The following is a 25047-nucleotide window of genomic DNA, read 5'->3' as shown; positions in this document are numbered from 1 at the left end:
TTTCAAATGCTTCGCAGAAATTCCGGGGTGTGGCTCAGCTTGGCTAGAGCACCTGGTTTGGGACCAGGGGGTCGCAGGTTCGAATCCTGTCACCCCGATTTTTATCGAAAAAAAGATAAAAAAGTTGTTGACAGATGAACGGATATGAGATATAATATTCAAGTCAGCGAAAATAAAACAAAGTTTTCCTGCGGGTGTAGTTCAATGGTAGAACACCAGCCTTCCAAGCTGGATACGTGGGTTCGATTCCCATCACCCGCTTTGCTTTTGCGAAAAAGCATAATGAGTCTGTAGCTCAGCTGGATAGAGCAACGGCCTTCTAAGCCGTGGGTCGGGGGTTCGAATCCCTTCAGGCTCATTTGAAATCAAGTGCGATTTCGAATTTTATATTATGGTGGGTATAGCGCAGCTGGTTAGCGCGCCAGATTGTGGCTCTGGAGGCCCAGGGTTCGAATCCCTGTATCCACCCGTATTTCCCTGGGAAGCAGTTCCCGGGGCTTTTTGTTTTGTTGGGGAAGCTGCTGTGTTAATAGGTTCTATGTCAATGGATGGGGCGGAGTTCATAAGAACTCTGCCCCATCGTTGGTTCTGGAATGGTTTGTGATAGCTATTAAAAACTTCCGGGAGCTTTAACCGCGTTCAGAGGTTAGATTTCCTGTTGCAAACAGATAAAAAAAGTGCTTATAATAAAAATTACAAGCACTGGATTTGCGAATCATTTCCTGGGCCAACGGGATTCGAACCCGTGGAATGCAGGAGTCAAAGTCCTGTGCCTTACCGCTTGGCGATGGCCCAGGAAATGATTCGCTGTCATATGAATGTGGCTGAATCTTTGATACAACCATAACGATATTATTTTACCATAAGACATGGAAAAATACAAGCAAAGGTTCTTCGGAACAGTGACAAAGAGAAAAGCGAGTTATTTTTCGCGAGTAGGGATTTTACGAACTGAAAATTCCGTATGATACCGCTGCGATCGAGGATTTTGCCGATTCGGAATGCGAAGCATTGGAAAATTTTGTTACACAGTATATGCTATGGTAACGGGAAAGATACGAAAGGGGTAGAAGGAATGGCAGAGAATAAGCCGATGGATATTGTGGAAAAACCAACAAAAAATGAAACAGTCTGTGAAAAAAGCCGCGGGGACCGCGCGCGGGAACTGTTCCGGGAAGGTTACAATTGCTCCCAGGCGGTGACGCTGGCATTTGCTGAGGAGCTGGAAGCACGGGGGATCAGCAGAGAGATGGCGGCAGGCCTGGCGTCCTCGTTTGGCGGCGGCCTCGGAAGACTTCGGGAGGTATGTGGCTGTGTCAGCGGAATGGCACTGGTCTGTGGGGCTCTGGAAGGCTATACAGACCCGAAGGCGGCAGCGGCGAAGCAGGATCACTATAAGAAAATTCAGGAGCTTGTAACGACGTTCAAGAACGAGAACGGAAGCTACATCTGCCGGGAGCTGCTGGCCGGGATTAATACGGATACGAATCCGGTGCCGGAGGCGAGAACGGAGAGCTACTATAAAAAGCGCCCGTGTGCAGAGCTCGCAGCCTGTGCAGCGGATATTCTGGAGAGACATCTGAAAGAGAACCAGAAATAATAAAATCAACTTCGGCGTGCTGCGGTGAACTGCTTGCAGCGGCAGTTCGGGCGAAGAATTGAATTTCCGGTTTTGAGAAGAAAAGAACTCATCTCTGAGGTATCAAGATGCCATGGAGGTGAGTTTTAAGCAAAAAACGACCCGCCGCAAAAGCGACGGGTCGTCCTGCCTTTATATTTTACACAATAAGCTTTGCAAGCTGCTATACTCTGAATTAGAGGATTCCAGCCGGAAGAGCAACGCCTACGCCCGGTCCGAACGGAAGTCCGATGGACATCCAGATAACAACTACGATGATCCATGCGATCTGAAGAACGATGGACATCGGGATCATGTTGGAGATCAGAGTACCGATCTTGAGATCCGGAACGTACTTTGTCTGAGCAACACTTAAGATCATCCAGATATATGCGGACATCGGTGTCCAGCAGTTGAACGGGGAGTCACCGATTCTGTAAAGTAACTGTGTGAAGCCCGGATGATAACCGAGGAGCATGAACATTGGAACGAAGATCGGAGCGAAAATAGCCCACTTCGCGGAACCGGAGGATACGAAGATGTTGACGAAGGAGCAGAGAAGGATGAAAGCTACACAGAGCGGAATGCCTGTGAAACCTGCAGCCTCGAGTCCGTCAGCACCTGCGATCGCAAGGAGTGTACCAAGCTTTGTCCAGTTGAATAAGCCCTGGAACTGTCCGCAGAAGAAGCAGAACAGAACGTAGGAACCCATGCCGGCCATCTGCTTTGACATTGCCTTGTTGACATCAACAGCGTTCTTGAAGGTACCTGCAGTGAAACCGTATGCAAGACCGCAGAGACAGAACAGAACGAAGAGGATCGGGATCAGGCCCTTTAAGAGCGGGGATCCGATAAACGCACCGTTCTCGCCGGAAAGAAGACCGGTGAAGAATCCGATTGCAATGATGATGATGTAGATGATCGCGGTAAGACCTGCAGCATTAAGACCTTTCTTCTGCTGCGGAGTAACTTCTTCAAGTTTTGCTTCTCCGGCACCCTCGTATTTTCCGAAACGCGGCTCGATCATATGTACGGAACAGAATCCGATAACTGCTGCGCAGAGCAAGGTGGAGAAGATCATGAAGAACCAGTTACAGGTCGGGTCAACCTGGAATGTTGTATCCGGGATGAATGCCTTGATCGCATCGTTTGTAAGACCCTGTAACAGAGTATCAGTACCGGCAACCATCAGGTTTGCTGTGAAACCGGCCTGAGCACCTGCGTAACCAACCATCATACCAACTACCGGGTGTTTGCCAACGCCCATGTAAACGATGGCAGCCATCGGCGGGATAACGACCATAGCTGTATCGGAAGCGATGTTTCCGACTGTACCGACGAATGCGATTACATACGGGATCATAGCTGCCGGAACGTTCTTTAAGGAACTGTTCAGCATGGAGATCAGCATTCCGGACTCCTCACAGAGACCGATACCGAGTGTCATTGTGATAACCAGACCTAACGGAGCGAAACCGGTAAAGTTCTTTACCATGTTGCCTAAGATCCAGTCAACGCCGTCTTTGGAGAACAGGTTCGCAGATGTTACGACCTCTCCGGAAGCCGGGTTTGTAAGGGCAACGCCCATTACACTGAAGATGCAGCCGATGATGGCTGTGATAAGGAAAAGCCAGCAGAACAGAATCGCTGGCGGCGGCAATTTGTTACAAACTTTTTCGATACCATCAATCAGTTTGTCCACGCCGGTTTTCTTAGCGGTAGTGTTTTCACTCATTTGAAAAACCTCCTGTAAACTTAATTTACGGGATCTAAACCCCCGAGATCCCGCTTACATGGATATTATACTATAAAGGGTTCGAAAAAGCTATATGTTTTTTATAAAGTGTTTATAATTTTTATTTTTAAATTAGAAAACTGGAAAAAAAGCCGGAGATTTCGCTAAATGGAATGATAAATATTTGGTAAAAATGCACAAATCAGGAAATGGCGAATATGAGAAGATTATTGCGTTTATAGTGGTTTCGTGTTAAGATAAAGTATCGTGCATGAAACGTGATGACAGATAATAAAGGAATCCTGCCTGACGGATTCAAAAAAGACTGTCAGTGGCAGCAAGTGCCAATGTGCGGTTAATTGAATACCTGGGAGGATAAAATATGTTTGGTGGAAACTTTCAGACATGGAAACTTCATTCGGCGCAGGACTATTTTATGTTCTTTGCCTACATTTTGGCCGGTGTGATGGTGTTTTGGCTGATCGCGAAACACATGAACAAACAGCGGAATCACGAAAAGGCTGTAGAAAAGGTCTCCGCGCGGCTGAAAAAGATCTGTGGAAAGCCCGGTGAGGTTTTAAAGAACGCGACTTTAAATCTGCCGGAAGGAAAAATGACGTTTGACGCGGTCCTTATGGATAAGAGAGGCGTTTACCTTGTAAGAACTTATGGCTGGGGAATTAAGATATACGGAACTCCGGACGGAGCAATGTGGCGGCGAGAGGACGCAAAAAGAAAAGAAGAATTTGAAAATCCGCTTCTTAATTTAAAGAAAGGTGCGGAGGAGATCGGAAAGATCATGGAAGAAAACGGAGTCCATAATTTAAAGGTTATGCCGATGGTCGTTTTTGCAGATAACTACCAGACTCCGGAACTGTATCTCGGATATGGTTCTTATTCCACGACTTATCAGGAACTGAAAAGCTGGTATAAAAAACAGTCCGGCGTGAAAGAAGTCCAGTATGACTATGATAAGGTTTCTTCTATTATAAAAGGACTTGTAAAGTAGGAGAGGACCGGAAAACAGAATAAAGGGTATGAGACAGGCGGTCTGGCAAGCGGATCACCTGTTTTTTATTTAACAGGAAACTCCGATGGAACTTCCTGTTAAATAAAAAGGCACTGCGTGCCTAACTCGCGCGAAGATGAAGGTTGTCGCAAGCGACCGCGCGAGATGCCGAATGTGCCGAGGCACCTTCTTTTTATGCATAGGGACATTCGGTGTTCCGGGGTGGCCGGAGACCGACATAGATGAGACAAAAAACGCCAGGGCACTTCACATGCCCTGGCGAAATAAACGTATTCAGTTATGTAATTCTGCAGGATCGGATAATTTACATGATTCCTGCCGGAAGAACGGAACCGACACCCGGACCGATCGGAAGACCGATGAGGTACCAGATGATAAAGAAGACAACCCAGATCACTTCGAGGATCACTGCGATCGGAAGAAGGTTGGAGATCAGGGTACCGATCTTTAAGTCCTTCATGTACTTGGTCTGAGCAGTTGCGAGAACCATCCAGATATACGGGGACATCGGAGTAACCGCGTTTGTCGGGGAATCACCGAGTCTGTAAAGTAACTGTGTAAAGCCCGGATGATAACCGAGGAGCATGAACATCGGAACGAAGATTGGAGCGAAGATCGCCCATTTTGCGGAACCGGATGACATGAAGATGTTTACACATGTTACAACGAGGATGAAGCATACAAATAACGGGATACCTGTGAATCCTGCGGACTGAAGAATGTCAGCGCCGCCGATTGCGAGGAGTGTACCGAGTTTTGTCCAGTTGAATAAGCCCTGGAACTGTCCGCAGAAGAAACAGAAGGAAATATAGGAGCCCATTGCTGCCATCTGTTTGTTCATAGCTTTACTGATGTCGCCGGATTTCTTAAAGGAACCGGAACCAAAACCAAATGCGATCGCACAGATCGAGAAGAATACGAACAGGATCGGGATCAGGCCTTTTAAGAGCGGAGAACCAACGAAGGCACCATTCTCACCTGCTAACGGACCAGTAAAGAATCCAACAATGAGGATGATAATGTAGATGATCGCTGTAATTCCTGCACAGCGGAGACCTTTACTCTCAGAAGCACTCAGTTTTTCGATCTTTTCATCGGAGGAACCTTCGTATTTTCCGAAACGCGGCTCTACAACCTTTGTACAAACAGCACCGATCACGATAGAGCAGAGGATTGTGGAGGCGATCATGAAGAACCAGTTACAGGTAACATCTACCTGGAAGGTAGTCTCCGGAAGGAAACCTTTGATTGCGTCATTTGTGAGACCCTGAAGCAGGGAGTCTGTACCTGCAACCATCAGGTTTGCAGTGAAGCCTGCATTTGCACCTGCATATCCGCAGATCATACCTACAACCGGATGCTTTCCGGCACCGATATAGAGAAGAGCGGCGATCGGAGGAACGATGATGTTCGCAGTATCAGAAGCGATATTTCCGATCGTGCCGACAAATGCGATAAGGTACGGAACGAGTGCCGGAGGAACATCGCTTAAGCAGCTCTTTAAGAGGGACATTACGAGACCGGACTCCTCGCAGAGACCGATGCCGAGGGTCATGGAGATTACCAGACCGAGCGGTGCGAAACCGGTAAAGTTCTTTACCATATTGTCAAGGAACCAGTGGAGTCCGTCTACCGAGAAGAAGTTCTGGGAAACAACGGCTTCATTTGTTGCCGGGTTGATCAGGCTCACACCAGCTACCGTTGCGATCGTACCGATGATCGCCGTGAAAAGGAAGAGCCAGCAGAACAGGATTACCGGGTCGGGAAGTTTGTTGCATACGTTTTCAACGACTGTTAACGCCTTGTCGAGCCAGGTTTGCTTAGTGGTACTAGTGGTGTTTTCGCTCATACAGAAACCTCCTGCAATAGTAAAAGTACGAAATAACTGAAAAAACAGGGAGATTTCCAGCAATTCCGCCGATTGAGAAAAAGTTAATTCTTTGTTAAGAATAAAGAATATAAACTTTTTATGAATTGATTATATATCTTTTGTAAACATCTGTCCACACCTTTTTTTATTTAGTGAAAAAGTTGTTACAGTTTATATTGTTAATAAAGAATAAATAATTCAGATAATTCAGACAATAATAAAGAGGTGAGTTCCGGCGCGCTGAAGGAGCGGATGAGGAAAAATCATGGATCTTCGGGGAATCGCGGAGAAAATATGAAGCGTGCCGGCATGGAAAAGCGCTGTATCAGGGCAGTGTGGATTCTTGCGGAGACAGCAGATCCATGTTAGAATAAAAACACAAAATTGTGATGCAAAAGAACGAAATGCCGGTATTTTGCATGTAAAACAGGAGGGGTAATGCCATGATAAATGAGAAGAGACTGCTCGACACATTCTTTGATTATGTTATGATCGACAGTGAGACAAAGAATGAAAAAGCGATGGGGGAAAAGCTGGTTGAGGATCTTAAAGTACTTGGACTGGAAGTAAAGACCGACAAAGCCGGGGAAGGTTTTGGCTCCAATGGATTTAATGTATGCGCATATCTTCCGGGAACGATCCCGGGTGATCCGACGATCATGTGTGCACATATGGATACGGTGACTCCGGGCAATGGCATCAGACCGCTTGTCGATGACGGGATCATCCATACAGACGGCTCCACGATCCTTGCGGGCGATGACAAATCCGGAATCGCAGCGATCATGGAAGCAATCAAGGTGATCAAAGAACAGAATATTCCGTGCCGCAATACAGAGATCTTATTTACGATCGGCGAAGAAGGTGGTATGAACGGTGTCAAGAATATGGATCTGTCCATGATTAAAGGAAAAGAAGCGATGGTATTTGACGCCAGCGGTGATATTGGAAAGATCTTAACCTGTGGACCGGGGCAGATCAAGATCTTCGCGACGATCATTGGAAAATCTTCCCATGCGGGTCTTGCACCGGAAGAGGGAATCAGTGCGATCCAGGTCGCAGCGAAGGGAATCGCAAAGATGAACCTGCTCAGAATCGATGAGGAGACTACCTGCAATATCGGAACCCTGAAGGCGGAATATGCGACCAATATCGTTCCGGAGAAGGCAGAATTTGTGGCAGAAGTCAGAAGCCGCAACCTCGATAAATTAAATGCCCAGGCTGCGCATATGCAGAAGTGCCTGCAGGATGCCTGCGACGAGATGGGAGCAAAGCTTGAGATCGAGCTGAAGACAAATTATGTAAGCTTTAACGTGGAAAATGATGATCCGATCGTGCAGAGAGTCTTTGAGTCTTGCAAACGTCTTGGATATCAGGCAGTGACCGCAAAAGGCGGCGGCGGAAGCGACGCGAATGTGATGGCACTTCACGGGATCAAGCCGATCGTACTCTCCACAGGTATGACAAAGGTACATACGACTGGAGAAACATTGAAGATCGATGATCTGAACAAGTGCGCAGAGCTGGTACTGGATCTTTTAACACACTAAATTTTAAGAAGAAATGATAAAAACGGGGCGGCCGGATTCAAAGGCTGTCCCGTTTTTTCACTTGTTACTCAGGAGAAAATCTCAATGAACTTTCTGCTGCACAACAGGCACGAAATACTGAATGATATACGCATGTGTGAAGATACAGAATGCTGCAAGTGAACGTGCGGGATGAGCGAACGGGTCAAGAGACATTTAATTGCAGACATGAAAAAACTCCGGTTCTGGCATACCGGAGTTTTTTCACACAAATACTAAAAAAGGGGGATGTATGAGTATCGAATATATGTCAATCCTGGATCACAGGGATCCGAGAATTATGTTTAGTCGAGTCCGGCATAAATGTGCGCGCATTTCATTTGCCTGCCGGCCCCATTTTTTATATATACCTGATCAGGCGCTACACGCCTCGTCTTTCGTCTTTTAAAAACGCTTCGTGATGTCTTTAACTGATTGGTATCTTTTATGATACAAAGTATACAGGAAGAATGTGACGGAAGTATGGAGAAACTCTAAAAGGAAAATAAAATAAATGGAGATTTTCTAACGAAAAAATAACCATTTCTTTAGAAATTGTTTATTGTCAGGAAAAAGAGGGCGTGGTATAGTTCTGATACAGTGAGACAGGTACATTTATGAATAGAAGGAAGCCCGGGTACCCGGTAAAAATCTGCCGGACACGGATCCGGATGGACCGGATAAGATCAGAGGAGGAATATTGTATTATGAAAAAACATGTATTGTTAGCAGTGGCACTCTGCGTGACAGCAGTGATGGCGACAGCATGCGGCTCAAAAAACACTCAGGAGACAACAGCGGCTGTGGAGGCTTCCGCAGCGGAGACATCCGCCGTTGATACAACAAAACCGGATCTCTCCAATGTAGACCCAAAGATGGCGGAAGGACCGGGAGCTTTTGAGACGGACGAGAGTTCTGAGGGCGTGCAGGTTGCAGAGATCTCTGATGAGGAGATGGCGAAGCTTCAGAGCCAGGCGGCTGCCCAGCTCGAGAAGACAGACTATAAGTCCTACGCAAAAGAGATCATCGCGATTGTAAAGAATAAAGATATGGAGGGGCTTGCGGACCACATCGATTTCCCAACCTTTGTCTCCTGTGTGAAGACGAACGGAGGCATGGTCGATACGAAGGAAGACTTTATGAAACTGGATCCGGCAGAGATCTTCTCCGATGAGATGGAGGCTGCGATCGAAAAGGTGGATGTCGATTCCCTGGAGCCGGTTATGGCCGGGATCGTCCTCGGTGACGGTGCTCCGAACATCATTCTTGGTGTCACTGCGGATGGAGAGCTCGCAATCACCGGAATGAACTACTAAAACAGAGACGGACTGTAAGGGAAAACATCTGACGGGTCCGTGAAACTGATACATAAGAAAATAAAGTAATAGGAAAAAATGAAGGGACATGGAAGTATCTGTGTCCCTTTTTCCTATATACAAATATAGGAGAAACATGAATCCTGTTGACTTTTATCCAGAAATACACCTGGTGATTTTTGGACAATTATCCATATGTGTCCAAATATACCATGTTATTGACAAAAGAATTTACGAAATATCTGTAAAGTCGATGCGTAGAAATGGACAAATCCGCAAATATTTAGTATAATGGCGGTATGCGTTACGCGGTAAGTGAGGTGGGAGAAAATGCGTCAGAAAAAAAACGGACTCGAAAACCTGGTGCTGATCACCCAGCTCGGACTCAATGTTGTGACACCGGTCCTTATCTGTGTGCTTTTCGGAAGCTGGATCGATAAAAAGACCGGACTTCATACCGTTCTGATCTTCCTGATCCTGGGTGTCCTCTCGGGCGGTCTGAGTGCATATAAGATGGCGAAGCATATCGTAGACAGAGAGAAAGAAGACGAAGACAGGGAAAAGAAAGAGCAGGTAAAGCAGTGGGAGAGCCGTTTCGGAACCGGAGACGGTGCTGACCGTCCCAAAAGATGGCGGTGACAGCCGAAGGGACGGCAAAGAAGATGGTACCCGTAAACGAAAGCGGAATATGAAGCAGCAGGGAACTGTCCGGCAGAAGACAGCCTCGGCAGGGTAATTGAAAGGGTGGAACAATCGTGAGTGATAAGACAAAGAGACAGGTAGTGGGAATGAGCATCGGGATTCTGATCCATAATATGATCTTGCTTCTCATCTGCCTTATTTTTTTCCGAACCGTTCCGGTGATCGCCGGAGTGCTGATCGGAGCCGCGGCGGCGGAGGTACTGCTCATCAGTATTGCGAGATCCACGGAACTCTGTGTGGAATCGGCTGATGGGGCGTACAGCAGCAAAAAGATGGTGATCCATTCGCTGATCCGCAGCTTGTGCGCGGTAATACTGGTGTGCCTTTTATGGAAATTTACGACGATCAACCTTTTAGCAGTCGTTCTCGGCGCACTGGGCTTGAAGACCGGAGCTTATGTGTATCCGGTACTTCAGAAACGAACCGACCGTATGGCCTGATCTTCAGGCTTGACGGATAGAGTCTTATACGCTGCTGTTGTGGAACAGACAGCAGTCTTTCAGGAGTTTTAAGGAAAGGAGGAAAAAGAATGAGTGGTGGCAGTGGTGCTGATTTCATGATTCACGGGATCGTGAAATACCATCTCTTCGGTCATGAACTCTGGCTGACGACAACAACGGTCGGAATGACGATCGTTACGATCGTTCTGCTGATTCTGGTGATAGCCGCGAACCGTGCATTAAAACATGCGACGGATGTACCTGGAACATTCCAGAATATCATCGAATTCGGTATGGAAATGCTGGAAAATATGACCACAGGGATTCTTGGCAGTTCAGCGAACCGGTTTGCGAACTATATCGGAACGATTTTTCTGTTTATTTTGTTCTGCAACCTGAGCGGTCTGTTCGGCCTGAGAACGGTTACTGCCGACTTTGGTGTTACGTTCCTTCTTGGTCTGGTCACGTTTGCGATCGTACAGTACCAGGGAATCAAAAATCATGGTGTCGGACACTTTACGGGACTGTTTCAACCTCTCCCGGTGCTGTTCCCGATCAATCTGATCGGTGAATTTGCGAATCCGATCTCGATCTCCCTTCGTCTGTTCGCGAACATGCTGTCCGGAGTTATTATCATGGGTCTCTGGTACGGAATGATGCCGGTCTTATTAAAAATCGGTATTCCGGCCGCACTTCATGTGTATTGCGACCTGTTTTCCGGGTGTATCCAGACATACGTATTCTGCATGCTGACTATGGTCTATGTAAATGATAAACTGTAGGAACGCAGGGCGGAACAGGGAAGGCAGGACCCCATCGACGCAGTCGATCGGAAAGGATTTTGCCTGTAGCTGTGAATGACAGCTATAAAATTTTTTTACAGGAGGTTTTATCTATGAATATTACAGGACAGGATTTGATCCATGCTTGCTCAGCAATCGGCGCCGGTATCGCGATGATCGCCGGTATCGGACCTGGTGTTGGACAGGGTATCGCCGCTGGTTTCGGCGCATCTGCAGTCGGCCGCAACCCGGGCGCGAAATCTGATATTACATCGACCATGCTTCTTGGACAGGCCGTTGCCGAGACGACCGGTCTTTATGGTCTTGTTGTTGCCATTATCCTTATGTTCGTTAAGCCGTTCGGTTGATCCGGATATGGGAACAGGAAAAAACTTCCGGGTATGCGCGGAAGTTTGTAAAGGAGGCGAGATGAGACCTTGGAACGGTTAATAAATTTTGACCCTCAATGGATCAACGACATTGTGATCACGGGAATCAATATTTTTATCCTGTTCTTTGTAATGTCGTATTTCCTCTTTAATCCGGCGCGTGAAGTACTGGAAAAAAGAAGAAAACGGATCGCGGGTGATCTGGAAACGGCAAAGACAAGCCGCGAAGATGCGCTCGCGCTGAAAGCAGAGTATGAGGATAAAATAAAGTCCATCGACAAAGAGGCGCAGGAAATTCTCGATGCAGCGAGGAAAAAAGCGAAAAAGCAGGAAGCTGATATCTTAGCGGAAGCGAGAGAGGAAGCAAACCGCATCGTTGACCGGGCAAACCGGGAGATCGAGCTGGAGAAGAAGAAAGCGCTTGAGGACATGAAGACGGAGATCGTTTCCATTGCGTCCCTGATGGCAGAGAAGGCGGTTGCCGCTTCCATGGATGTAAAGATCCAGGATTCCCTGATCGAGGAGACTTTAAAGGAAATGGGTGAGAGCACATGGCAAAGTTAGTGTCAAAGGTCTACGGCGACGCGCTGTTTGAAGCTGCCATGGAGCGGGATATGCTGTCGCCCGTATATGAGGAAGTACAGTCACTGCAGACGATCCTCATGGAGAATGCAGACCTTGTACAATTTTTGAACCATCCGCAGATCATAAAAGAAGAGAAGTTAAAGGTCGTGGAAAATATCTTTAAAGGAAGAGCTTCCGATGACCTGATGGGATTTCTTGAGACCGTGATCGAAAAGGGACGGCAGAAGGAGCTCCCAAAGATCCTCGACTATTTTGTGAATCGTGTAAAGGAATATAAAAAGATCGGTATCGTAACTGTCACAAGCGCGGTAGAACTTTCTGCGGAGCAGAAAGCCCATACGGAGGCGAAGCTTTTGGAGACCACAGCTTTTGTGAGTCTGGAAGTTACCTATAGCGTCGATCCTGCGATCCTCGGCGGACTCGTGATCAGGATCGGTGACCGCGTGGTGGACAGCAGCATCAGGACAAGACTCGGGGAGATCCGGAGAGACTTAATGAAGCTGCAGCTGGCGTGATCCCGGCGGATCCGGGACCGGAAACAGCAGTCCGGCAGCAGAAATTATACTGAACAGTTACGTGATGAAATGGAAAAGAAAGAAGGTGCAGACCTCAAATGAATTTAAAACCAGAAGAGATCAGCTCGGTCATCAAAGAGCAGATCGAAAGATATTCGACGAAGCTGGAAGTCTCTGACGTGGGTACTGTCATCCAGGTAGCGGACGGCATTACACGAATCCACGGTCTTGAGAATGCCATGCAGGGAGAACTTCTGGAATTTCCGGGAGAGGTTTACGGCATGGTGTTAAACCTTGAGGAGGACAACGTCGGAGCGGTTCTGCTCGGTGATTCCTCAAGCATCAGTGAGGGAGACACCGTAAAGACGACAGGACGTGTCGTTGAGGTTCCTGTGGGCGATGCCATGACAGGACGTGTCGTGAATGCCTTAGGACAGCCTATCGATGGAAAAGGTCCGATCCTTACGGATAAATTCAGAAAGATCGAGCGTGTTGCCCACGGTGTTATCGAGAGAAAATCCGTAGATACCCCGCTTCAGACAGGTATCAAGGCGATCGATGCCATGGTTCCGATCGGACGCGGACAGCGTGAGCTTATTATCGGCGACCGTCAGACTGGTAAGACGGCGATCGCGATCGATACGATTATTAACCAGAAGGGACAGGGAGTTCACTGTATTTATGTTGCAATTGGACAGAAAGCATCAACAGTTGCGACAATCGTGAAAACTCTTGAGGAGTTCGGCGCGATGGATTACACGACACTTGTCGTATCCACAGCTTCTGACCTTGCCCCGTTACAGTATATTGCCCCGTATTCCGGCTGCGCAATCGGTGAAGAGTGGATGGAGAACGGCGAGGATGTGCTTGTCGTTTACGATGACTTAAGTAAGCATGCGGCGGCGTACCGTACCCTGTCCCTGCTTCTTAAGAGACCGCCGGGACGTGAGGCATATCCGGGCGATGTTTTCTATCTGCATTCCAGACTGTTGGAGCGCGCGTCCAGACTTTCCGATGACCTTGGCGGCGGTTCCCTTACCGCACTTCCGATCATTGAGACGCAGGCGGGTGACGTATCGGCCTACATTCCGACAAACGTCATCTCCATCACAGACGGACAGATCTACTTGGAGACCGAGATGTTCAACTCCGGTTTCCGTCCGGCGATCAACGCGGGTCTTTCTGTATCCCGAGTTGGCGGCGCGGCACAGATCAAGGCGATGAAGAAGATCGCTGCCCCGATCCGTGTGGAGCTTGCCCAGTACCGCGAGCTCGCTTCCTTCGCCCAGTTCGGTTCCGAGCTTGACGCCAGCACAAAGGAACAGCTTGCCCAGGGCGAACGCATCCGTGAAGTTTTAAAGCAGCCGCAGTATCAGCCGATGCCGGTCGAGTATCAGGTCATCATTATCTACGCGGCGACAAAGAAATATCTCCTCGATATTCCGACAAATCAGGTTCTTGATTTTGAGAAGGAGCTGTTTAAGTTTATCGATACAAAGTATCCGGAGATCCCGGCAAGCATCCGCGAGGCGAAGCAGATGACACCGGAGACTGAAGAATTGCTGAAAAAAGCTATTGAAGAGTGCAAGGCAGCAAGATAAGGCAGGTGATGTATCATGGCAACCATGAGAGATATTAAACGAAGGAAATCCAGTATTGAGAGTACCGAGCAGATTACCAAAGCCATGAAACTTGTTGCCACTGTAAAACTCCAGAAATCCAGAACGAAGGCGGAAAATTCGAGATTGTACTTCAATCTGATGTACCAGACGATCCAGGAGATGCTGAAGAAATCCACCGGGATCCGGCACCGCTATTTAAAGAGCGGGGATTCGAAGAAAAAGGCAGTTATCGTCGTTTCTTCCAATCGCGGACTTGCCGGCGGATATAACTCCAACATCATCCGTCTCGTGACGGAGAGCGGGATCCCGAAAGAGGACGCCCTCATCTTCGCGATCGGACGGAAAGGACGCGACGGACTCGCAAGGAAAGGCTATGAGATCAAAGCGGATTACTCCGATGTGATCGACGAGCCGCTCTACTCCGACGCGCAGCAGATCTCAAAAAAGCTTTTAGCCATGTTTGAGAAGAATGAGATCGGAGAGATCTATCTGGCGTACACGGCGTTCAAAAATACCGTAAGCCAGATCCCAACGTTCTTAAAGCTTCTTCCGGTGGATCTTGCGGCAGCAGGGCCAAAGGGCGAAGTAAAAGAAGAAAAGCCGGATCTTCTCATTATGAACTATGAGCCGGACGAGGACGAAGTTCTGGATGCAATTATTCCGAAGTATGTGAGCAGCCTGATCTATGGGGCATTCTTGGAGGCCGTTGCCAGTGAGAACGGCGCGCGAATGACCGCAATGGATTCGGCGACGAACAACGCGGAAGAGATGATCGGAAAACTGTCGCTGCAGTACAACCGTGCGCGTCAGGGATCTATCACTCAGGAGTTGACAGAGATCATCGCGGGCGCGAATGCCATCGATGGTTAAAAAGAAATATGAGTAATTATTTGGCAGACTTGCGTACTTGCGGTGCTGGAGGTAAAAGACAGCATACATGAGACAGAAATCAGTCGGCATGATGTGCTGGAATGGATTTTTACCGCTGGCCTGAGTGGCTGAATAGTTATGATAGAGACAAGGAGAAGTGAGATGGCAGAGAAAAACATTGGTAAAATTACTCAGGTCATCAGTGCCGTTCTGGATATCAAATTTCCCCAGGGCGGGCTGCCTGAGATCAATGACGCCATTGAGATCACCACAAAGGATGGCGGGGTCCTCACGGTTGAGGTTGCCCAGCATCTCGGTGATGATACGGTAAGATGCATCGCTCTCGGTCCCACCGACGGTCTTGTCCGCGGCATGGATGCCGTAGCGACCGGCGGACCGATCATGGTGCCGGTCGGTGAGCAGACACTTGGAAGAATTTTCAATGTTCTGGGACAGCCGATCGACAATAAAGAGGCTCCGAAGACGGAGAAAAAGCTCCCGATCCACCGCAAAGCCCCGAGCTTTGAGGAACAGTCCACAGAGACAGAGATCCTTGAGACAGGTATCAAGGTCGTTGACCTCCTCTGCCCGTACCAGAAAGGTGGAAAGATTGGTCTGTTCGGCGGTGCCGGTGTAGGTAAGACAGTCCTGATTCAGGAGCTGATCCGAAATATTGCGACAGAGCACGGCGGATATTCCGTATTTACAGGCGTTGGTGAGCGTACCCGTGAGGGAAATGACCTTTACTATGAAATGTCCGATTCGGGCGTTATCAATAAGACAACCATGGTGTTCGGCCAGATGAACGAACCGCCGGGATCCCGTATGCGTGTGGGACTTACCGGTCTTACCATGGCAGAGTATTTCCGTGACGAAGGCGGAAAGGATGTGTTGTTATTCATCGACAATATCTTCCGTTTCAGTCAGGCTGGTTCCGAGGTATCAGCGCTGCTCGGACGTATGCCGTCAGCCGTAGGTTACCAGCCGACCTTACAGACAGAGATGGGTGCCCTCCAGGAGCGGATCACTTCCACAAAGAACGGTTCCATCACATCTGTACAGGCAGTTTACGTTCCGGCCGATGACTTAACAGACCCGGCTCCGGCAAATACCTTTACCCATCTGGACGCGACGACCGTACTCAGCCGTTCTATCGTAGAGCTTGGTATTTACCCGGCTGTAGATCCGCTTGAGTCTACGTCCCGTATCCTTGATCCGCGTATTGTTGGTGAGGAGCATTATAAGGTTGCCCGCGGCGTACAGGAAGTGCTGCAGAGATATAAGGAGCTTCAGGATATTATCGCAATGCTCGGTATGGATGAGCTTTCCGAGGAAGATAAGCTTACCGTATCCCGTGCGAGAAAGATCCAGAGATTCTTATCCCAGCCGTTCTTCGTAGCTGGACAGTTTACCGGTCTGGAAGGCCGCTATGTTCCGCTTTCCGAGACGATCCAGGGCTTCAAGGAGATCCTCGAAGGCAAACATGACGATATACCGGAGAATCTGTTCCTCAACGCAGGAAATATTGATGATGTTCTCGCCCGCGTGAAATAGGGGGTGTGGACATGGCGGAAATGATGAGACTTCAGATCGTTACGCCGGATGAGGCGTTTTTCGACGGAGAGGTTTCGATGGTGGAGCTCAACACGGCAGACGGGGAAGCCGGAATCTATCCGAAGCATATCCCGATGGTCGTCGCGGTTGCACCGGGCGTTCTTAAGATCCACGGGGCAGACGGCGTGAAAAAAGCGGCGCTGCTTTCCGGATTTTTACAGATCCTGCCGGAGAAGGTAACGATCCTCGCGGAAGCCTGCGAGTGGCCGGAAAACATCGATGGCAAGAGAGCCAATGAAGCCAGGATCCGCGCAGAGAGACGTCTGGCGGAAAAGAATCCACAGACCGATATTGATCGCGCTGAAGCCGCTTTGAAGCGGGCGCTGGTGAGACTGTCGCTGGTGGATGGAAACTAAAGATAGAACTGTGAAACGCAGTGGAAAATAAAACAGCATGTCGGGAAGAACGCTTGTAAGCAGGACTTACAGGAGACTTTCCGGCATGCTGTTTTATATTATGATGTTGGAGACAAAAGGTATTTTGGCGCGGAGCTTATTTTTTCCGCCTGGAAAGCAGCGGCTCACTTACCCCATCGAGTCCCACAAGCGCGAAGATCGCCGCAAGGACTCTCTGAGATCCCTTATAGGCGTCTTTGCTGTCATACCACTCGTCAACAGAATGGCAGGCACCGCCTTTTCCGCCTCCGCCGACGCAGATCGCAGGGATTCCGAGGCTGATCGGGATATTTGCATCGGTACTTCCTGCGCTTTCGAATTCTACATCTTCGCCGCATGCCTGGAACGCAGAGGCTGTGGCGCTCACGATCTCACAGTCCTTCGGCTGGCTTCCTGCCGGACGGTTTCCGATCTGTTTTACTTCCACAGTGATACGTCCGTTGTGATCGAAGCTGTCCTTAGATTCTTCGTAGGAACGCTCGGTTTCCCAACGGTTATTTTCATCCTCAACTGCACGTTTGATGCACTCCTGAAGCTTTGCATCAAGCTCTTCAAGCTCCTTTAAGCCGTTGGAACGGATATCGACAAGCATGGAGCATTCATATGCGATGGCATTGATGGAGGTTCCGCCGTTTACGACACCGACGGAGAAGGTAGTCTTCGGTTCTCTCGGGGTGCGGAGCTCAGAGATATAGGAGATGGCGCGGCCCATGGCAAAGATCGGATTGACAAGGCCGAAGGCGCCGAAGGAATGTCCCCCCGGTCCGCGGAAGGTTACCTCGTAGCGGTGGCTTCCGGTGCCGCCGTGGCAGATCAGGCAGCCTGCACCGTCAACGGAGATAAAACCGTCAACCTTGTCGGCGTTTTTCGAGAAGAAGTGGCGCATGCCGCGGAGGTCTCCGAGACCTTCCTCACCGACATTGCCGCCGATAATGATATCTCCGACCGGTTTTAAGCCGGATTCTTTGATGGTTCTTGCCAGCGTAAGGATCTCAGCCAGTCCACGGGTATCATCGCCGATTCCGGGCGAGTAGATCTTTGTTCCTTCGCGTTTCACCGGGAGCGGAGTTTCCGGCGGGAATACGGTGTCCAGATGAGCGGAGACATAGAGAGTCGGACCATTACCGGTTCCATGGATATGGGCGTATACGTTGTGGACCTCATCCATCACCGGATCGAGACCTGCCTCGGTCAGAAGCTCTTTAAAACGGATCGCGCGCTTCTCCTCAAATGGGCTGAAGGAGGAGATCTGAACAAGCTCGATCTGCTGGTCGATGGTGTGCGCTTCATCCTGTTTCAGGTATTCGAAGGCGTGAGCCATCTTGTCGGACGTTATAAGTGTCTGAATCGCTTCTTTCATGTGGGAACCATCCTTTCGATTTGTATATGATAGAAATATCATAGCGCGAAAAAGAAAATTTGTAAATAAAACAGAGAAAACTAATAATTCTGTAAGTATAGTTTATATAGGAAATATCGTCAGATAACAAAAGGGAAAAGAGGGCAGAAAAAAAGTATCGGTTTGAATGAGCCGGGAGTAAAAAATAAAAAGGACGGGGAAATGTGTGCGGGGCAGGCTGTAGAAAAAATAAAAAGCAGGTTCTGAAACGATAGCGGAGATGAACCGCATACCGGAGCAGAACCTGCAAGTTTACGTTTTATTCCAGATGGTTACACTTTGTTACTTTTACTGATCATTTGTAAGCTTCATCTTATCAAAGAGATAGAAGATCAGGCTTAAAATCATGCCGACAACACATGCAAGGACCATACCTGTGAGCTGCACATTGCCGAAATTCACCTTGATCCCGGAGAGGCCGGTTACAAAGATCACGGCAGTCAGTGCCTGGTTTCTGTTTTTGCCGTAGTCGACTTTTGAGTCGACCAGAATGCGGAGGCCGGAGGTTCCGATCATACCGTAGAGCAGGAAGGAGATTCCGCCGATGACCGGACCCGGGATCGTCTGGATCAGGGTCGATAATTTCCCGATAAAGGAGCAGATGATGGAGATCACGGCTGCTCCGGCGATGACCTGAACACTGTAAACCTTTGTGACAGCCATAACGCCGATGTTCTCACCGTAGGTGGTCGTCGGTACGGAGCCGATGAGACCGGATACCATGGTGGAGAAGTTGTCACCAAAGATGCTGCGGTGAAGTCCCGGATCCTTTAAGAGGTCGCGGCCGACGATCTTACTTGTTACGACCTGATGTCCGATATGTTCGGAGGTGATGACAAGGATGACCGGCATGATGATCATGATCGCTTCCATATTAAATTTTGGAGCGGTGAAGTTCGGGATCGCAAAGATCGGGGCAGCGGCAACCGCAGAGAAATCAACGATCCCACATGCAACGGCAGCGATATATCCGGCGATCACGGCGATCAGGATCGGGATAACAGATAAAAATCCCCGGAACAGGACAGAACCGAAAACGGCAAAGCCAAGTGTTACGAGGAACACGATCAGATTCTTCGGATCAATGGTCTCGTCCAAGAGTCCCGCGTTGCTTGCTGCGCTGGAGGAGAGCTCCAGACCGATCAGGGCTACGACCGGACCCATGGCAGCCGGTGGAAGAACGATGTCGATCCATTTATAACCGATCTTGTAAATGATGAATGCGAGGATACATCCGACGAAACCGACGGCAACGAATCCGCCGAGGGCATATTCATATCCGAACTTTGCGATCACGATACCGGCAGGAGCGAGAAACGCGAAGCTGGAACCGAGATAGGCGGGAGCTTTTCCCTTTGTGATAAAGATAAACATGAGGGTGCCGACACCGTTCATGAAAAGAACGATGGCTGGATTAATTCCGAATAAGAACGGAACGAGAACAGATGCGCCGAACATGGCGAACATGTGCTGGATGCTCAGGGGGATCAGAAGGTTAAAGGGAACCTTTTCGTCCACCTGAATGATCTTATGGCTTTCCATACGGGACCTCCTTGAGAACAATTGGTTTTTCAGTACTTGCGCCTGCGCCGGACGTTCCCGGTTTCAGGCATTTTTTCTATTCTATCACATTCTTGTTATTTGTCCAGAAAAATCAGGGGGAAATTGCAGGAAAGGATATGAAGTTAACGAATTTCAGGGCTTCCGCTCTTGACAAAGCTTTGGAATCTCCATATAATGACCCATATAGCCGCGTTAAAGCATGCGGTATATAATGGAAAAGCGATGAAGGGAACAAGTAGGGAAATGACCTGCTCCGCACAGAAAGCTGCCGGTGGATGAGAGGCGCGCGGACTTCTTTTTCTGAATACATCCCGGAGCTGCACACCGAAAGAGGAGACCGGATATTCCGGCGGAACGCGAGTAGGCTGTGACGGAACTGGCACCCGTTAGAAATGCCGGGGTCTTTTATGATGAGGACTCCATGAGCCGGAGCGTGCGAGCGTTTCGGGAACATCAGGTGGTAACACGAGCGTATGCCTCGTCCTTTTGGGAAACAAGGGACGGGGCTTTTTTGTACCTGTAAGGAGAATGTTCAGTGCCGGAATTGGCGGGGTGGACAGAGACTGAAAGAGTCAGGCAGCAGGAGAAAGAGCGCTTCGTCCGGATAGCAGGTCTTCATATAGAGACCAACACAGGCGGAAGAAACGAATATCCGCAGAAAATTACAGAAAAGGAGTAAACAAAAATGGGAGTTTACGAAGAGTTACAGGCCCGCGGACTGATCGCGCAGGTCACAAACGAAGAAGAGATCCGTAAAATGGTAAACGAGGGAAGGGCCGTATTCTACATCGGCTTTGACCCGACCGCGGACAGCCTTCATGTTGGACATTTCATGGCACTCTGCTTAATGAAACGTTTACAGATGGCAGGAAACAAGCCGATCGCGCTGATCGGCGGCGGCACAGGCATGGTCGGCGATCCGTCCGGACGTACCGATATGAGAACCATGATGACGGTTGAGACGATCCAGCACAACTGCGACTGCTTTAAAAAGCAGATGAGCCGTTTCATCGACTTCTCCGAGGGAAAAGCCATGATGGTAAACAATGCTGAGTGGCTTATGAACTTAAACTACATCGATTTCTTAAGAGAGATCGGACCGCACTTCTCCGTCAACAACATGCTCCGCGCGGAGTGCTATAAGCAGAGAATGGAGAAGGGCTTAAGCTTCTTAGAGTTCAACTACATGCTGATGCAGAGCTACGACTTCTACGAGCTGTTCCAGAGATACGGCTGTAATATGCAGTTCGGCGGCGATGACCAGTGGAGCAACATGCTCGGCGGTACAGAGCTTATCAGAAGAAAACTCGGAAAAGACGCTCATGCAATGACGATCACACTGCTCTTAAACTCTGAGGGCAAGAAGATGGGTAAGACCCAGTCCGGCGCTGTATGGCTGGATCCGAATAAGACGACTCCGTTTGAGTTCTACCAGTACTGGAGAAACGTCGGCGACGCAGACGTATTAAAGTGCCTGCGGATGCTCACATTCCTTCCGCTTGAGCAGATCGATGAGATGGACAAATGGGAAGGCAGCCAGTTAAATCAGGCGAAGGAGATCCTCGCATACGAGCTCACAAGCCTTGTTCACGGCGAGGAGGAAGCAAAGAAAGCACAGGAGAGCGCACGTGCATTATTCGCAGGCGGCGCTGCGGCAGAGATGCCGACAGCAGAGCTTTCCGACGCGGATCTTTCTGATGGTTCGATCGACCTCCTTTCCATCGTACAGAAATCCGGCCTCTGCGCATCACGTTCTGAGGCGAGAAGAAACGTAGAGCAGGGCGGCGTTTCCGTAGATGGTGAGATCGTGAAGGACATTAAGGCTGTATACACGAAAGAGCAGCTTTCCGGTGAAGGAATCGTTGTAAAGCGTGGTAAGAAGAACTTCCGCCGCGTGGTTGTTAAATAATATATTGCAGAATGCATTCACGAATGCAGTATGATCCGGAAGATTGGGTGAAGCCAGAGTTTTTCGGTAAATATTTTATAAAAAATAAGCTGCGCAGGGGGCTGGAATAAGTTCCCTGCGCGTGCTAATATAGAGCTGTCTGGGAACAGACATGCGCAGACGTAACTGTGGAAAAACGAAACAGTTATTGTAAATCTCAAACAGAAACGACGGATCTTACATCTTACTGGAAACAGAGTGGAAATAGCTTTCCGCCAGAATGGAGAAAACATGGATATTTTAAACGAGGCTAAGAAAAATTTTGACTACATGGTAAGGATCAGAAGACATATGCACGAGTATCCGGAAAACAGCGGTGTGGAGTATGAGACAGTAAAATATATTGCCTCTGAGCTCGATGCGCTGGGAATCGAGTATGTAGTCGTTCCGGAAGGTGGTATTATCGGACAGATCCACGGCGGAAAACCGGGAAAAACAGTTCTTCTCCGTGCCGATATGGACGCGCTTCCGATCAAGGAGAGCAAGACAAACCTCACAAAGGAAAAGGTCTGCATCTCCAAGAACGATGGAATCTCCCACGCCTGCGGACATGACGCCCACACAGCGATGCTTCTCGCCGAGGCAAAGATCTTAAACGAGAATAAGGAAGACTTAAACGGCAATATCGTCCTCCTCTTTGAGCGCGGCGAGGAAGCTGGCGGAAATATCAGAAATTTACTTCCGTATGCCGTTGAGACAATGAAATTAAAGATCGATACCTGTATGGCAACACATGTAAAATGGGATGTTCCGACAGGAACGATCTCCGCGGAGCCGGGCGCGGTATTCTCCGGTGCATACGGATTTATCATCAAGCTTCATGGCCAGGCCGGTCACGGATCCCGTCCGGATCTTGCCCACAGTGTTTTAGACTGCTTCAACAATATCTATAACCATATCAATATGATCCGCATGAAATATGTGGCTCCGACGGATATCCTGACCTGCTCCGTTGGTTTCGTAAACTGCGGAACCGTCCGCAACATTATTCCGGACGAGCTGACCTTCGGCGGTACGATCCGTACCTTCAATGTTGACGGTGCAGGCGCTCCGTTTGTAAAACAGCTGATGGATGTAGTTGAGAAAGAGTGCGAGCTCTGCCAGTGTACATATGAAATTCTTCATATGCCGGATCCGCTGTTCGAGTGCCAGAACAACGCAGTCTGCAGCGAGATCGCGAAGAACGCAGTAAGAAAATATATCGGTGAGGATGCTGTTACGGTTGCACAGCCGTGGATGGCATCTGAGAGCATGCAGGCATGCTTAAAGCTCTGGCCGGGTATCATCACCTTCACAGGTATCCAGAGCGAGGAGGCCGGAACCGGTGCAAACCATCACACACCGGAATTCGATGTGGATGAGCGCGGCATGATCTACGGTGTTGCAGCAGCACTTGGATACGTGAAAGATTTCTTAAATTACGATAAGGAGATCCCGTTCAAACCGTTCGAGGGAACCTTAAAGAATCTGGTTGAGAGAAATCTGTAAAAGCAGCAGAAATGATAAAAAATTATCCATTAACGGGTAAAAAGTCCGAATAGCAATATAAAGACCGGTGTATCAAGAAGAAATTTGATATACCGGTCTTTTTGCGCATCCGCGTGGGTACCGAGTTAAAGTCTGTGTTTGAACGAGAGATTGGCAACTGTCAAGCGGATATTCGCAATCCGCTTCGCTACTTGCTCATAACCGAATAACTGCTCCGCAGTTTATCAGAAGGAGCTTGCACTCCTCCTGATACAAGCAAGTCCCCACCCACTGCTTATTGCTTTTCGCAATTGAAGCTAGGACTTACTTGATTCGGTTAAAAAGACAGGGGCAATAAAAGCTGATAATAAGCCCCGTGTTCCGGTACAGCGCGGTTTCCGGCGGTAATGGATCCGCCAAGATAGTGGATGCCGGTCCATACAATCGAAAGACCAATTCCATTTTTTCCACCATTACCCTTATAAAAACGTTCAAAAATATGAGGGAGATCTTTCTCCAGGAATCCCGGACCATCATCCTGTATCAGAAGGATCAGCGAGTTACCATCTGTACTCATACGGATCAGAATTTCGTGCTCGGCATATCGCAGACAGTTTGAAAGAATATTTTGTATCACCCGCTTCAACAATTCCGGATCCGTGTGGATCATTAGTGGACGTGCGGCTTCAAGATGTATCACGCAGTCCTTTCGGATCGTACTCATGATATCCACGCACTCATCAAGAAACTCCATTACTTCCAGATCTGTCGGATGAAGGTCAAATGTGTGACTGTCCATTTTTGAGAGAGAAAGAATGCTTTCTACAAGGTCAGTCATGCGCAGACTTTCAGAAAGAATGATACTGGCAGCTTTCTGATGATCCTTTATGACATTGGAAACGATCCCCTGGGAATACCCGGTTATAGACGCAAGCGGCGTTTTCAGATCATGGGAAGCGTTTTGAAAAAACTGTCTTTTTTCTTCCTCAGATCTTCGGATCATTTCTTCCATCTGGTTATAGGAGCGTTTTAAAGATTCCAGTTCATTTAAAGAATAGGAATCCTGGATCTGTGCGTCTGTTTCTCCATTGATCCTCTGGATCTGAAGACAAAGATGCTGGATCGGGACAGAGATGGTTCTAGCGATTCCCCATACTAAAAAAGATGATAAAAACACAGAAGCGATTAAAATCGCAATATACAATTTCCATGCATAATTCCAGAAAACAGATGAATCCGGAATTTGGACAACAGAAACAAAATACTTTGCCCGTACAGGTGTACTGGACGGAAACACATACATACTGATGTACCAGAAGTCTTCAGAAAGTAAAATCCGGGACGGTTTTCCCGAAATCAGTTCACCTGACTGGATCATCTGTCGGCACTGTTCCTCTAAGGCAGATATCGGATAAATATTCTGGTCATTACTGGATTGAGGGAAGACAAGTTTTTGCTTGGAATTAAAAATCAAAAATATACCATTATAAGGCTGATCTCTGAGCTGCCGCCGGACAGAACGAAGCAAAGCTTTTGAAGATTCGCGCGTATTTTCCTTAGAATCTGAGGAAGTGTAAGCCGGGTCAGTGCTCAAACGATCCGACTCCGATTGAACCATT

General features: G+C 48.5%; 21 protein-coding genes and 5 tRNA genes. 20 read left to right on the top strand and 6 right to left on the bottom strand.

Annotated elements, in window-relative coordinates:
• The first annotated feature begins 23 nt into the window (after positions 1-23).
• The 4 genes from ACI3EW_RS14730 (at position 24) to ACI3EW_RS14715 (ending at position 468) form a co-directional block, all read left to right on the top strand.
• A tRNA-Pro gene (locus tag ACI3EW_RS14730) sits at positions 24-98 on the top strand.
• A gap of 92 nt (positions 99-190) precedes the next feature.
• A tRNA-Gly gene (locus ACI3EW_RS14725) sits at positions 191-261 on the top strand.
• Between the two features lie 23 nt (positions 262-284).
• Positions 285-358: transfer RNA gene (locus ACI3EW_RS14720), tRNA-Arg, on the top strand.
• Positions 359-394: 36 nt separating this feature from the next.
• A tRNA-His gene (locus tag ACI3EW_RS14715) sits at positions 395-468 on the top strand.
• A 254-nt stretch (positions 469-722) separates the two neighbouring features.
• Here ACI3EW_RS14715 and ACI3EW_RS14710 read toward each other — a convergent pair.
• Positions 723-795 (bottom strand) — tRNA-Gln (locus tag ACI3EW_RS14710).
• A gap of 280 nt (positions 796-1075) precedes the next feature.
• On the opposite strand from ACI3EW_RS14710, the gene ACI3EW_RS14705 reads away from it, so the two are divergent.
• Complete coding sequence (locus ACI3EW_RS14705) at positions 1076-1600, top strand: C-GCAxxG-C-C family protein (RefSeq protein ID WP_483880000.1); 525 nt, start codon at positions 1076-1078, stop codon at positions 1598-1600.
• A 214-nt stretch (positions 1601-1814) separates the two neighbouring features.
• Here ACI3EW_RS14705 and ACI3EW_RS14700 read toward each other — a convergent pair whose 3' ends face one another.
• Positions 1815-3353, bottom strand: coding sequence for an AbgT family transporter (locus ACI3EW_RS14700; RefSeq protein WP_405579439.1), 1539 nt, complete (start codon positions 3351-3353; stop codon positions 1815-1817).
• A 382-nt stretch (positions 3354-3735) separates the two neighbouring features.
• On the opposite strand from ACI3EW_RS14700, the gene ACI3EW_RS14695 reads away from it, so the two are divergent.
• Positions 3736-4362 carry a nuclease-related domain-containing protein gene (locus ACI3EW_RS14695; protein ID WP_329751309.1) on the top strand — a complete coding sequence of 209 codons (627 nt, stop codon included), beginning with the start codon at positions 3736-3738 and terminating at the stop codon, positions 4360-4362.
• Between the two features lie 325 nt (positions 4363-4687).
• Here ACI3EW_RS14695 and ACI3EW_RS14690 read toward each other — a convergent pair whose 3' ends face one another.
• Positions 4688-6232: an AbgT family transporter gene (locus tag ACI3EW_RS14690; RefSeq protein WP_405579442.1), complete on the bottom strand. Its 1545-nt coding sequence runs from the start codon at positions 6230-6232 to the stop codon at positions 4688-4690.
• Positions 6233-6696: 464 nt separating this feature from the next.
• Here ACI3EW_RS14690 and ACI3EW_RS14685 point away from each other — a divergent pair, with 464 nt between their 5' ends.
• The 12 genes from ACI3EW_RS14685 to atpC all read left to right on the top strand — a co-directional run bounded on the left by ACI3EW_RS14685 (position 6697) and on the right by atpC (position 17012).
• Positions 6697-7803, top strand: coding sequence for a M20/M25/M40 family metallo-hydrolase (locus tag ACI3EW_RS14685; protein ID WP_118531094.1), 1107 nt, complete (start codon positions 6697-6699; stop codon positions 7801-7803).
• A 725-nt stretch (positions 7804-8528) separates the two neighbouring features.
• Positions 8529-9137 (top strand): hypothetical protein, encoded by a 609-nt coding sequence (locus ACI3EW_RS14680; protein WP_405579445.1) that lies wholly within the window; start codon positions 8529-8531, stop codon positions 9135-9137.
• A gap of 330 nt (positions 9138-9467) precedes the next feature.
• The gene (locus tag ACI3EW_RS14675; protein WP_021904588.1) at positions 9468-9776 is read left to right on the top strand and encodes an AtpZ/AtpI family protein; all 309 of its coding nucleotides are present in this window, start codon (positions 9468-9470) and stop codon (positions 9774-9776) included.
• Between the two features lie 116 nt (positions 9777-9892).
• Positions 9893-10279 carry a hypothetical protein gene (locus tag ACI3EW_RS14670; protein ID WP_021904589.1) on the top strand — a complete coding sequence of 129 codons (387 nt, stop codon included), beginning with the start codon at positions 9893-9895 and terminating at the stop codon, positions 10277-10279.
• Between the two features lie 89 nt (positions 10280-10368).
• Entirely contained in the window at positions 10369-11061 is a 693-nt protein-coding gene (atpB, locus tag ACI3EW_RS14665; protein WP_015553053.1) for a F0F1 ATP synthase subunit A, read from the top strand.
• 113 nt (positions 11062-11174) lie between these two features.
• Complete coding sequence (atpE, locus tag ACI3EW_RS14660) at positions 11175-11429, top strand: ATP synthase F0 subunit C (RefSeq protein WP_015553054.1); 255 nt, start codon at positions 11175-11177, stop codon at positions 11427-11429.
• Positions 11430-11498: 69 nt separating this feature from the next.
• The gene (gene atpF, locus ACI3EW_RS14655; RefSeq protein WP_021904590.1) at positions 11499-12014 is read left to right on the top strand and encodes a F0F1 ATP synthase subunit B; all 516 of its coding nucleotides are present in this window, start codon (positions 11499-11501) and stop codon (positions 12012-12014) included.
• Complete coding sequence (gene atpH, locus ACI3EW_RS14650; protein ID WP_405579450.1) at positions 12002-12550, top strand: ATP synthase F1 subunit delta; 549 nt, start codon at positions 12002-12004, stop codon at positions 12548-12550. Before atpF ends, atpH begins: the two co-directional genes overlap by 13 nt.
• Positions 12551-12648: 98 nt before the next feature.
• On the top strand, positions 12649-14151 hold the full coding sequence (atpA, locus tag ACI3EW_RS14645; protein ID WP_021904592.1) for a F0F1 ATP synthase subunit alpha: 1503 nt from the start codon (positions 12649-12651) through the stop codon (positions 14149-14151).
• A gap of 15 nt (positions 14152-14166) precedes the next feature.
• On the top strand, positions 14167-15042 hold the full coding sequence (atpG, locus tag ACI3EW_RS14640) for an ATP synthase F1 subunit gamma (RefSeq protein WP_329751307.1): 876 nt from the start codon (positions 14167-14169) through the stop codon (positions 15040-15042).
• A 162-nt stretch (positions 15043-15204) separates the two neighbouring features.
• Entirely contained in the window at positions 15205-16596 is a 1392-nt protein-coding gene (gene atpD, locus ACI3EW_RS14635; RefSeq protein ID WP_021904594.1) for a F0F1 ATP synthase subunit beta, read from the top strand.
• 11 nt (positions 16597-16607) lie between these two features.
• Complete coding sequence (gene atpC / locus ACI3EW_RS14630; RefSeq protein ID WP_015553059.1) at positions 16608-17012, top strand: ATP synthase F1 subunit epsilon; 405 nt, start codon at positions 16608-16610, stop codon at positions 17010-17012.
• A gap of 136 nt (positions 17013-17148) precedes the next feature.
• On the opposite strand, the gene ACI3EW_RS14625 is transcribed toward atpC, so the two are convergent.
• Both ACI3EW_RS14625 and uraA read right to left on the bottom strand, forming a co-directional pair.
• Positions 17149-18411, bottom strand: coding sequence for a M20/M25/M40 family metallo-hydrolase (locus ACI3EW_RS14625; RefSeq protein WP_405579457.1), 1263 nt, complete (start codon positions 18409-18411; stop codon positions 17149-17151).
• A gap of 327 nt (positions 18412-18738) precedes the next feature.
• Positions 18739-19992 carry a uracil permease gene (gene uraA, locus ACI3EW_RS14620; protein ID WP_405579459.1) on the bottom strand — a complete coding sequence of 418 codons (1254 nt, stop codon included), beginning with the start codon at positions 19990-19992 and terminating at the stop codon, positions 18739-18741.
• Between the two features lie 706 nt (positions 19993-20698).
• On the opposite strand from uraA, the gene tyrS reads away from it, so the two are divergent.
• On the top strand, positions 20699-21922 hold the full coding sequence (gene tyrS / locus ACI3EW_RS14615; protein ID WP_015553064.1) for a tyrosine--tRNA ligase: 1224 nt from the start codon (positions 20699-20701) through the stop codon (positions 21920-21922).
• A gap of 270 nt (positions 21923-22192) precedes the next feature.
• Entirely contained in the window at positions 22193-23449 is a 1257-nt protein-coding gene (locus ACI3EW_RS14610) for a M20 metallopeptidase family protein (protein WP_242998003.1), read from the top strand.
• 316 nt (positions 23450-23765) lie between these two features.
• Here the strand turns inward: ACI3EW_RS14610 and ACI3EW_RS14605 are convergent, their stop codons facing one another.
• Positions 23766-24632, bottom strand: a complete 867-nt coding sequence (locus tag ACI3EW_RS14605; RefSeq protein WP_436975261.1) for a sensor histidine kinase — start codon at positions 24630-24632, stop codon at positions 23766-23768.
• Between the last annotated feature and the right edge of the window lie 415 nt (positions 24633-25047).

It is taken from the genome of Pilosibacter rotomagensis (assembly GCF_045062245.2).
Lineage (GTDB): Bacteria > Bacillota > Clostridia > Lachnospirales > Lachnospiraceae > Pilosibacter.
This window is presented reverse-complemented; position numbering and strand designations above follow the sequence as displayed.